The 10,738-nt window shown below is 68.7% G+C and carries 11 protein-coding genes; 10 read left to right on the top strand and 1 reads right to left on the bottom strand.

Features of this window, described 5'->3' with window-relative positions:
* The first annotated feature begins 238 nt into the window (after positions 1–238).
* The 10 genes from zapE to K6V06_RS13855 all read left to right on the top strand — a co-directional run bounded on the left by zapE (position 239) and on the right by K6V06_RS13855 (position 9,912).
* On the top strand, positions 239–1,336 hold the full coding sequence (zapE, locus tag K6V06_RS13900) for a cell division protein ZapE (RefSeq protein WP_222244319.1): 1,098 nt from the start codon (positions 239–241) through the stop codon (positions 1,334–1,336).
* 104 nt (positions 1,337–1,440) lie between these two features.
* Entirely contained in the window at positions 1,441–4,017 is a 2,577-nt protein-coding gene (locus K6V06_RS13895; protein WP_222244318.1) for a heavy metal translocating P-type ATPase, read from the top strand.
* Positions 4,018–4,026: 9 nt separating this feature from the next.
* Entirely contained in the window at positions 4,027–4,188 is a 162-nt protein-coding gene (gene ccoS, locus K6V06_RS13890) for a cbb3-type cytochrome oxidase assembly protein CcoS (RefSeq protein WP_222244316.1), read from the top strand.
* Between the two features lie 185 nt (positions 4,189–4,373).
* A complete protein-coding gene (ccoN, locus tag K6V06_RS13885) occupies positions 4,374–6,050 on the top strand; it encodes a cytochrome-c oxidase, cbb3-type subunit I (protein WP_255581837.1) in 1,677 nt (558 codons plus the stop codon).
* Positions 6,051–6,069: 19 nt separating this feature from the next.
* Positions 6,070–6,759, top strand: a complete 690-nt coding sequence (gene ccoO / locus K6V06_RS13880) for a cytochrome-c oxidase, cbb3-type subunit II (protein WP_222244314.1) — start codon at positions 6,070–6,072, stop codon at positions 6,757–6,759.
* Entirely contained in the window at positions 6,756–6,932 is a 177-nt protein-coding gene (locus tag K6V06_RS13875; protein WP_222244312.1) for a CcoQ/FixQ family Cbb3-type cytochrome c oxidase assembly chaperone, read from the top strand. The genes ccoO and K6V06_RS13875 overlap by 4 nt, the downstream gene beginning before the upstream one ends.
* 3 nt (positions 6,933–6,935) lie before the next feature.
* Positions 6,936–7,874: a cytochrome-c oxidase, cbb3-type subunit III gene (ccoP, locus tag K6V06_RS13870; protein ID WP_222244310.1), complete on the top strand. Its 939-nt coding sequence runs from the start codon at positions 6,936–6,938 to the stop codon at positions 7,872–7,874.
* Positions 7,875–7,906: 32 nt separating this feature from the next.
* Entirely contained in the window at positions 7,907–9,358 is a 1,452-nt protein-coding gene (ccoG, locus tag K6V06_RS13865) for a cytochrome c oxidase accessory protein CcoG (protein WP_222244308.1), read from the top strand.
* A gap of 54 nt (positions 9,359–9,412) precedes the next feature.
* Positions 9,413–9,655 (top strand): hypothetical protein, encoded by a 243-nt coding sequence (locus K6V06_RS13860; RefSeq protein ID WP_222244306.1) that lies wholly within the window; start codon positions 9,413–9,415, stop codon positions 9,653–9,655.
* Positions 9,652–9,912 (top strand): hypothetical protein, encoded by a 261-nt coding sequence (locus K6V06_RS13855; RefSeq protein ID WP_222244304.1) that lies wholly within the window; start codon positions 9,652–9,654, stop codon positions 9,910–9,912. Before K6V06_RS13860 ends, K6V06_RS13855 begins: the two co-directional genes overlap by 4 nt.
* A gap of 34 nt (positions 9,913–9,946) precedes the next feature.
* On the opposite strand, the gene fnr is transcribed toward K6V06_RS13855, so the two are convergent.
* Positions 9,947–10,681, bottom strand: coding sequence for a fumarate/nitrate reduction transcriptional regulator Fnr (gene fnr / locus K6V06_RS13850; protein ID WP_255581836.1), 735 nt, complete (start codon positions 10,679–10,681; stop codon positions 9,947–9,949).
* Between the last annotated feature and the right edge of the window lie 57 nt (positions 10,682–10,738).

Here is a 10,738-nt window from a genome sequence, read left to right as displayed (position 1 = left end):
CAACCGTACGGGTTGCAAGAAAGAACGGTCCGACCCAGATCCCAGCGCTCTCCCACGGGCTTGAGGTCCCAGAGGGCAGTCGGGCTACTGAGCCGGTCCAAATCCCAACCATTAAGATACAAGGGCAAGGGGCGCTTCTCGCTGTCACTGCCGCTGGATCCGGCGCCCGAATCCCTCTCCCCCAACCCCTCTCCCGCAAGCGGGCGAGGGGAGCCATTGCGTCCCTCTTCGCACCTACATGAACGTCACCGAGTACTACCACCACGAATTGCAGCAGCGCGGCTATCAGGCCGACGAGGCGCAGTTGCGGGCCGTGGCGCGTCTGCAGCAATGCTATGACGAGTGGGTGACGTACAAGCAGCGGCGCAGCACCAAGCTGAAGAAGCTGCTGAACCGGCCCGAGGTGCCGCGCGGCGTCTATCTTTGGGGTGGCGTGGGGCGCGGCAAGTCGTTCCTGATGGACAGCTTCTATCTGTGCGTGCCGGTGGTGCGCAAGACGCGGCTGCATTTCCATGAATTCATGCGCGAGGTTCACCGCCAGCTGGAAGAGCTGCGCGGCCGGCCCGATCCGCTCGACGAGCTTGCCAAACGCATCGCCCGCAAGTACCGGCTGATCTGCTTCGACGAATTCCACGTCAGCGACGTCGCCGACGCGATGATCCTGCACCGGCTGCTGGACCAGATGTTCGCCAACGGCGTGCAGTTCGTCATGACCTCGAATTACCGTCCCGACCAGCTCTATCCGGACGGCCTGCACCGCGACCGTATCCTGCCCGCCATCGCGCTGCTGGAAAAGAAGCTGGATGTGCTCAACGTCGATGCCGGCATCGACTATCGCAAGCGCACCCTGGAGCAGGTGCAGGCCTATTACACCCCGCTGGACGCCGCCGCGAGCGCCGCGCTGCGCGAGGCCTTCACCTCGCTGGCGGGCGTGGCCGACGAATCGCCGCTGCTGCATATCGAGAACCGGGAGCTGCGCGCGCTGCGCCGCGCCGACGGCGTGGTGTGGTTCGACTTCGCCACGCTGTGCGGCGGTCCGCGCTCGCAGAACGACTACCTGGAGCTGGCCGAGCGCTTCCACACGGTGATCCTGTCCGACGTGCCGAAGATGGAGCCGCGCATGTCGTCGGAAGCCCGCCGCTTCACCTGGCTGGTGGACGTGTTCTACGACCACAAGGTCAAGCTGCTGATGTCGGCCGCGGTGCCGGCCGACGAACTGTATGTCGAAGGCCAGATGGCCAACGAATTCCATCGCACGGTGTCCCGCATCATCGAGATGCAGTCGCGCGAGTACCTGGAAGCGCCACGGCGCGAGGTCGACGCCAGCCTGTCCTGACGGCGCCCGGGCGGGTAGCGACCCCGCCCCGTGCCCGCCCTTGACCTGGATCAAGGCCGGGCCCGGCCCCGCCGCCTACCATGGCCGGCATCATAGGGGCCCGCATGCCGTTCACTTCCTTGTCCACGTCCACGCCGCCTGCCAGCGCAGCGCTAGCCGGCGGGGGCAGCGTTCCTCTCGCTGCCGGTGCGTCCGCCGCCGTGGACCGGCTTTGCTTCCACTGCGGCCAGCCTGCCGTGGAACGTCCCCTGCATGCCGAGGTGGGCGGCGCTCGGCGCCGCTTCTGCTGCATTGGTTGCCGCACCGTCGCCCAGAGTCTGGATGCGGCGGGCTTCGCGCATCTGTATGGTGAAGCCGGGGCCGAACCGGTCCGCTTTGCGCGGCCCATCGATGCCGAGCGCCGGGAAGCGGCGATGCCGCTGTGGGCGGCCTACGATACGGCTGAACTGCGCACGCGCTTCGTGCGCGCGCTTGCGGACGGACGCGCCGATATCACGCTGTCGGTCGACAATATCCGCTGCGCTGCCTGCGCATGGCTGATCGAACAGACCCTGAGCCGGCTGAGCGGCGTGGAGTCGGCCATTGCCAATGTGGCGACGCGGCGGGTCGTGGTGCGCTGGCGCCTGGACGCGCAGCCGGTGGCCGGCCTGCTGGCCGCGCTCGCCGACATCGGCTATGAAGCCTGGCCGTTCGAATCCTCCCGTGCCGATCAACGCGACCGTGCCGAGCGCCGCTCGCTGCTGATGCGCATGGCGGTCGCCATGCTCGGCATGATGCAGGTGATGATGTACGCCTGGCCGGTCTATACCCACGAGGGCTCGATCGACGCGGGGCATCTGCAATTGCTGCGCTGGGCGAGCCTGCTGCTGACGCTGCCGGTGGTGCTGTACAGCGCGGCGCCGATCTTTGCCAGTGCCTGGCGCGGCGTGAAGGCGCGCCATGCCGGCATGGACCTGCCGGTGTCGATCGGCCTTGCCGCCGCGTTCGGTGCAAGCCTGGTGGCAACGCTGCGCGGCACTGGGGAGGTCTACTACGACTCGGTGACGATGTTTGTCGCGCTGCTGCTGCTCGCGCGCTACCTGGAGTTGCGCGTGCGCCAGGCCGCGCGCAGCGGCGCCGAAATGCTGGCGCGGCAGTTGCCCGCCACCTGCGATCTGCTCGGCGCCCAGGGACGCGTCGAGCGCGTGCCGGTGGCGCGGCTGCAACCGGGGCAGCTCATCCGCGTGGCGGCCGGCGAGGTCGTGCCGGCCGACGGCGTGGTGATCGCGGGACAAAGCGAGCTGGACGAGGCGATGCTGACCGGCGAGAGCCGTCCAGTGCCGCGCGGGCCCGGCGACACGGTGCTGGCCGGTTGCTACAACACCGCCAGCCAACTGGAGATCGAGGTGCGCCAGGTCGGCGCCGGCACCCGCATTGCCGAAATTGTCGCGGTGCTGGACCGTGCGCTGGCCGACAAGCCGCGCCTGGCCGCGCTGGCCGACCGGGTGGCGGCAGCCTTCGTGCTGGCCTTGCTGGTGCTGTCGCTCGGCACCGCGCTGGGGTGGTGGTGGGTCGACCCGCAGCGCGCGCTGATGGCGGCGGTGGCCGTGCTGGTGGTCAGCTGTCCGTGCGCGCTGTCGCTGGCCACGCCGGCAGCGCTGGCCGCCGCCGGTGCAGCGCTGGCGCGTGGCGGCCTGCTGGTGACGCGCGGCCATACCCTGGAGACGCTCTGCCGGGTGACCGACGTGGTACTGGACAAGACCGGCACGCTGACCGAAGGCCGCTTCATCGTGGCCGGTGTGGTTTCATTCGGCGCGCTGCCGGACGACCGATGCCTGGCGCTCGCCGCGGCGCTGGAAGGGGGCGCGCGCCACCCGATCGCACAGGCGCTGTGCCGCGCCGCCGGCGCATCGGCTGCCGCGCTGGCAGGCCGCATCGGCGAGATACGCGAAACCCCGGGGCAGGGCGTGCAGGCGCAGGTCGATGGCCGCGCGGTGCGGCTCGGCACCCCGGCGTTCGTCGCGTCGCTCGCCACGCGGGGCGAGCTTCCGGACGAGGCGGCGTTGCGCCGGAGCCTGCATGATGGCGCCACCGCCGTATGGCTGGGCGACGCCGATGGGCCGCTGGCCGCCTTCGTGCTCGCGGACACCGAGCGGGCCCAAAGCGCGGCATTGCTCGCGGCGTTGCGCCGGCTCGGCGTGCGCATCCATCTCGTCTCCGGCGACGAGGAGGCCACGGTGCGCTGGTGGGCCGATCACTTCGGCATCGCGTCGGCGCAGGGCAGGGTATCGCCGGAGGGCAAGCGCGCCTGGGTGGAGCGACTGCAGCAGAGCGGGGCGGTCGTGCTGGCGGTGGGCGACGGCATCAACGACGCACCGGTGCTGGCGCAGGCGCAGGTCTCGGTTGCGCTGGGCAGCGGGGCGCCGCTGGCCCAGGCCGGCGCCGATGCGGTGTTGACCCATGACGGCCTCGCCCGCATCGCGGACGCGATCGGCATGGCAAGGCGCACCCGGCGCGTGGTGCGGCAGAACCTGGCCTGGGCTTTCGGCTACAACCTGCTGGCGATTCCGCTGGCGGCAAGCGGGCACCTGACCGCGTGGATGGCGGGCATTGGCATGTCGCTGTCCTCGCTGCTGGTGGTTGCGAACGCCGCGCGGCTGTTGCGCGACCGCGGCGCCGTCGCCCTCACGGACAGGAGCTGACGGAACGCCATGGAGACGCTCTATCTGCTGGTGCCGGTGGGCCTCGCGCTCACGGGCCTGATCGCGCTGGCGCTGTGGTGGGCCGTGCAGACCGGCCAGTACGACGACCTCGACCGTCCCGCGCAGTCGATCCTGCTCGACAACGATCGCACCGACAGCGGCCGCGATTGATGCGGTGTTGCCGGGTGCCGCACCGCATGTCGATGCGGCGTGCCTGCGCCGCCGCGCATTGTCGCGACCCCGGTGTTGTATCGCGCCACGCCCGCGGCACCGCTTGATACAGATCAACACCGCTTGTCGGTGCCCCCCCTACAGTTGCTTCATCGAATGATGGATTTGCGAATACGGGGGTCTGAATGGATGTCACTGCCAATGCGGCCGCGGGAGCGGCTGGCGGTTTCACCGGCGTCAATGCCAGGGTAGGCGAGAGCCGTCCGGCCGGCGCCATCGCGGGCGCGCCAGGGGGCGCGAGCAAGGAAGGCGCGGACGACTCGCCCGCGCTCGGCAAGCGCGGCAAGGCCTCTGGTGTCGATACGCAGGCAGCCGTCTTCAACTACGGCATCGTGCGCCAGTTCACCATCATGACGGTGGTCTGGGGCATCGTCGGCATGGCGGTGGGCGTGCTGCTCGCCGCGCAGCTGATCTGGCCGGGGCTGAATTTCGACACGCCATGGCTGTCGTTCGGTCGCCTGCGGCCCCTGCATACCAATGCGGTGATCTTCGCCTTCGGCGGCTGCGCGCTGTTCGCGACCTCGTACTACGTAGTGCAGCGGACCTGCCAGACGCGCCTGTTCGCCGGGCCGCTGGCGGCCTTCACTTTCTGGGGCTGGCAGATCGTCATCGTCGCCGCCGCGATCACGCTGCCGATGGGCATCACGACCTCGAAGGAATACGCCGAGCTGGAGTGGCCGATCGACCTGCTGATCACCGCGGTCTGGGTCGCCTACGCGGTCGTGTTCTTCGGCACCATCGTCAAGCGCAAGACCCGGCATATCTACGTCGCCAACTGGTTCTTCGGCGCGTACATCCTGACCATCGCGATCCTGCACATCTTCAACAACATCGAGCTGCCGGTGTCGATGTGGAAGTCCTACTCGGCCTATGCCGGCGTGCAGGACGCCATGGTGCAGTGGTGGTACGGCCATAACGCGGTCGGCTTCTTCCTGACCACCAGCTTCCTCGGCATGATGTACTACTTCGTGCCGAAGCAGGCCGGGCGCCCGATCTATTCGTACCGCTTGTCGATCGTCCACTTCTGGGCGCTGAACTTCACCTACATGTGGGCGGGCCCGCACCACCTGCAATACACCGCGCTGCCCGACTGGGCGCAGTCGCTGGGCATGGTGTTCTCGCTGATCCTGCTGGCGCCGTCCTGGGGCGGCATGCTGAACGGCATCATGACCCTGTCGGGCGCCTGGCACAAGCTGCGCACCGACCCCATCCTCAAGTTCCTGGTGGTGGCGCTGTCGTTCTACGGCATGGCGACCTTCGAGGGCTCGATGATGTCGATCAAGACCGTCAACGCGCTGTCGCACTACACCGACTGGACCATCGGACACGTGCACTCCGGTGCGCTGGGCTGGGTCGCGATGATCTCGATCGGTTCGCTGTACTACCTGATTCCGCGGCTGTACGGCGTGCGCGAGATGGCCAGCACGCGCCTGATCGAATGGCACTTCTGGATCGCCACCATCGGCGTGGTGCTCTATATCGCCTCGATGTGGATCGCCGGCGTGATGGAAGGGCTGATGTGGCGCGCCACCGAAGCGGACGGCACGCTGACCTACGCGTTCTCCGAAGCGGTCAAGGCCAAGCTGCCGTTCTATCTGATTCGTCTGCTCGGCGGCCTGTGCTTCCTCTCGGGCATGCTGGTGATGGCGTGGAACGTCTGGCTGACCGTTGCCGGCCGCCGCGGCGTGGATGCGCCGATCCCGACCGGGACCGCGACGCCGCATCCCGCTGCGCAAGCCGCGGCACACCCTGCCGAAGCGACCGCACCCGCCGTGGCTGCCACCGCCACCGCGGCCCACTGATCGACCGGGACCAGACACCATGTCCAAGCAACATCGCTTCTTCTCGCACGAGACGCTGGAAAAGAACATCGGCTGGCTGATCGTCTGCACCATCGTCGTGGTCAGCATCGCCGGTCTCGTGCAGATCGTGCCGCTGTTCTTCCAGCATTCCACCACCAAAGCCGACCCCGGCATCGCACCCTATTCGCCGCTGCGGCTGATGGGGCGCGACATCTACATCCGGGAGGGCTGCGTCGGCTGCCACTCGCAGCAGGTGCGCACGCTGCAGGCCGAAGTCGAGCGCTACGGGCCGTACTCCACCGCCGGCGAATCGGTCTACGACCATCCGTTCCTGTGGGGCTCGAAGCGAACCGGTCCGGATCTGGCCCGCGTCGGCGGCCGCTACTCCGATGACTGGCATCGCATCCACCTGCGCAATCCGCGCGACGTGGTGCCCGAGTCGGTGATGCCGTCCTACCCCTGGCTGGCCCGCAACGAAGTGCAGAGCGACGACATCCACAAGCGGATGCAGACGCTGCGCCAGCTCGGCGTGCCCTATACCGACGAGGACATCACGCAGGCGAGCGCCGCGCTCAAGGGCAAGACCGAGGAAGACGCGCTGGTCGCCTATCTGCAGGGGCTGGGCATCAACCGTCGCGGCATGCAGGCGGCCGCCGCGGCGGCACAGGCGCCCGTCGCTGCCGCTACCGTCCCAGGAGCGGCGCAATGAACCTGCTTGCCGGCCTTTCCACGGCGATCTGCCTCGCCGCCTTTCTTGCGATCTGCTGCTGGGCGTGGTCGTCCGGCCGCAAGAACGCGAACCGCGAATCCGCGCTGCTGCCGTTCGCACTGCCTGACGAAGCGCAGGAAGCCCGGCCGCGCCACCCAACCCTGCAGGACTGAGTCATGAGCGACTTCGTATCGGACTTCTGGAGTTACTACATCGCCGCGATCGCGCTGGCCGGCATTGTCTGGTGCGTGTGGCTGCTGCTGTCGCAGACGCGCATGCGCGGCCCCGACGCGGGCGGCCCCAGGCAGGTCGATGCGCAGACCGACACCGGCCACGTCTGGGATGGCGATCTGCGCGAGCTGAACAACCCGCTGCCGCGCTGGTGGATGTGGATGTTCCTCGGCAGCTGCGTGTTCGCGCTGGCCTATCTCGTGCTGTATCCCGGCCTGGGCGGCTACCAGGGCGTGCTGGGCTTCTCCTCGCAGGGCGAGCTCGCGGCGCGGCGTGAGGCGGCGCAGGCCAGCCAGCACGAGGTCTATGCGCGCTACCTGGCGATGGACATCAAGGCGGTCGCCGCCGATCCCGGCGCACGCGAGATCGGCCAGCGGCTGTTCCTGAACAACTGCGCGCAATGCCACGGCTCGGACGCCCGCGGCAGCCGCGGCTTCCCCGACCTGACCGATGGCGACTGGCTCTATGGCGGCGACCCGGCCACCATCGAGACCAGCATCGCCAAGGGGCGGCACGGCGTGATGCCGTCCTTCGCCGCGGCGATCGACGCCAAGGCAGCCGGCGAAGTCGCGCAGTACGTGCGCTCGCTGTCCGGCCTGTCGGCCGACCCGATCCGCGTGGCGCGCGGCGAGCCGGTCTTCAAGACCACCTGCGTGGCCTGTCACGGCGGCAAGGGACAGGGCAACCAGGCGCTGGGCGCCCCGAACCTGTCCGACCGCGTGTGGCTGCACGGCAGCAGCGAGGCCCAGATCGTCAAGGCAATCCTGAAGGGCCACGACAGCCGCATGCCCGCGCACGAGGAAATCCTCACGCCCGAGCGCATCCGCATGCTGGCCGCGTACGTGTACGGGCTGTCGGCCGGCACGCCAGTGGCGCAGCGCTGAGCGAGCCACCCGAGAGAACAGGAGTCGATGCGATGAACGCCCCCGGTCCCGACCTGATCGAGACCTCGCTGTACGAGGTCCGCCGGAAGATCCATCCGCGCGCGGTCAGCGGCCTCTTCGCGCGCTGGCGCGTCATCATGGTAGTGCTGACGCAGCTGGTCTTCTACGGCATGCCGTGGCTGCAATGGAACGGCCGGCAGGCGGTGCTGTTCGATCTGGCGGCGCGCAAGTTCTACCTGTTCGGGCTGGTGCTGTGGCCGCAGGACGTGATCTACCTAGCCGTGCTGCTGGTGATCAGCGCGCTGGCGTTGTTTCTGTTCACCGCGGTCGCCGGCAGGCTGTTCTGCGGCTACGCGTGCCCGCAAACGGTCTACACCGAGATCTTCATGTGGATCGAGCGCAAGGTGGAGGGCGACCGCATCGCCCGCATCCGCCTGGACGGCGCCCCCTGGAGCCCGCGCAAGATCCGGCTGAAGGCAACCAAGCATCTGCTGTGGGTGGCGATCGCACTGTGGACCGGCTTCACCTTCGTCGGCTACTTCTCGCCGATCCGCGACCTCGGCGGCTCCGTGATGACGCTGACCACCGGCCCGTGGGAAGGCTTCTGGATGCTGTTCTACGCCATCGCCACCTGGGGCAACGCGGGCTTCCTGCGCGAGCAGGTGTGCAAGTACATGTGTCCGTATGCGCGCTTCCAGAGCGTGATGGTGGACAAGGACACCTACGTGGTGACCTACGACACCGGCCGCGGCGAGCCGCGCCGGGGCAGGGCGCGCAGCGCCGACCGCCAGGCGCTGGGCATCGGCGACTGCGTGGACTGCAGCATCTGCGTGCAGGTCTGCCCGACCGGCATCGACATCCGCGATGGCCTGCAATACGAGTGCATCGGTTGCGGCGCCTGCATCGATGCCTGCGACCAGGTGATGGACAAGATGCGCTACCCGCGCGGCCTGATCCGTTATACGTCGGAGCGCGCGATGGTGTCGAAGCTGTCCCCGGCGGCCGCTCGACGCCGGCTGCTGCGGCCACGCGTGGTGCTGTACGCGTCGTTGTGGATGGTGCTGTGCGCCGGCCTGCTGACCGCGCTTGCCATGCGCAGCCCGCTCAAGGTGGACGTGCTGCGCGATCGGCAAAGCCTGGGGCGCGAAGTCGACGGGCAATGGATCGAGAACGTGTACCGGCTGCAGGTCAGCAATACCACCGAGCAGCCGATGCGGCTGGCAATCGAGGCCGGCAGCGGCACGCTGGCGGGCGTGCAGGTCGATGGCGACATGTCGGCGGTGGCGCTGGCCCCGCTGTCGAACCGCCTGCTGCCGCTGCGCGTGCGCGTGCCGATCGAGAAGGCAGGGCAGGGCACGCATCCGGTGGAGTTCGCCATCCATGCGCGCGTCTTGCGCGAAGGCGGCAGCGCCGCAGCGGTGCGGCCCGGCAACGACGTGGTGGTCAGGCAGTCGTCCACCTTTATCGTTCCGGCGGGACTGTAGGACGGGCGGGGCGAGGCCGTGTTGACCGAATCGAGGACAAGCGAAGGAGCGACGATGGAACAGCAACAGCGACCCTGGTGGCGCGAGCCGTGGCCCTGGCTCCTGATGAGCGGGCCGGCCGCCGCGATGGTGGCGTGCGGGGTAACGATCTGGCTGGCGTCCACCCATGCCGACCAGCCGCTGGCCGGTGTCAGCCGGCATGGGCTGGTGGTCGAGCAGGCTGCCGCGGCCGCGCCGCACGCGAGCGGGCACGGCAAAGCCGTGCAACCGCGGACTGACCGGGATCGTCAGCCGTGAAGCAGCGCGCGCTGATGCGGGTCCTGTGGCCGGCCTTCCTGGCCGCGGCCATCGCCGTGACGGTGATCTTCACCCTGATCGACCCGGGCGAACTGGACGTGTTCGGGCGGCCGCTGCAGGCGTCGCGGCTCGGCGTCTATACGGTGGGATTCCTGCTGGCGTGGGCGCTGTGCGCGGTGTCCAGCGCGCTGACGTTGCTGATGCTGCCGCGCGCCCGCCGCGATCAGGTCGACGAGAGCGACGATGACATGCCCTGAGGGCGGCCGGCGCCGGGCCGCCGCCTGCCGGCGTTCAGCAGCCGCGGCCGAACACCTGCCGGATGCCGGCCATGTCGATCAGCTTGACGTGGCGCTGGCGCACCTGGATCAGTCCGGCTTCGGCGAAGCGCGAGAACAGCCGGCTGACGGTCTCCAGCTTCAGGCCCAGGTAGCTGCCGATCTCCTCCCGGCTCATGCGCAGCACGAACTCGCTGGGCGAGTAGCCGCGCGCGGCCAGGCGCTCCGACAGGTTGACCAGGAAGCCGGCCAGCCTTTCCTCCGCCCGCATCGATCCCAGCGTGATCAGCATCACCTGATCCTGGGTGATCTCCTTGCTCATCAGGCGCATGAACTGGTGCTGCAGCGAAGGCAGCGAGGCCGAGATGCGCTGCATCTCGTCGTAGCGGACCACGCAGACTTCGGTGTCCTCCAGCGCGGTTGCGTCCGAGGTGTGTTTCATCTGCTGCAGTCCGTCGAAGCCCACCACTTCGCCAGGCAGATAGAAGCCGGTCACCTGCGAGCGGCCGTCTTCCATCGTCACGTGCGTCTTGAGCGTGCCAAAGCGGATCGCATACAGCGCCACCAGCGGATCGCCCAGGCGGAACAGCGTGTCACCCTTGCGCACGCGCACGCGGTCCTGGACCAGCGCGTCCATCTTCTCGACGTCCTGCGCCGACATGCCGACCGGCAGGCAAAGCTGGCCGATCGAGCAGGTCGAGCACTTTGGCGCGCGGTCGGTGATGGGAATGGTGGCGTTCGAGGTCTGCAATTGGGTGTCCAGGGTCTGGTTGGGCCCAGCGGGCCGCGAAGCGATTCTACCGTGCAC

Origin of the sequence: Cupriavidus sp. AU9028 (genome assembly GCF_019795295.1) — a bacterium.
Lineage (GTDB): Bacteria > Pseudomonadota > Gammaproteobacteria > Burkholderiales > Burkholderiaceae > Cupriavidus.
Note: the sequence above shows the minus strand (reverse complement) of the source record. Positions and strands in the feature narration are given on the sequence as shown.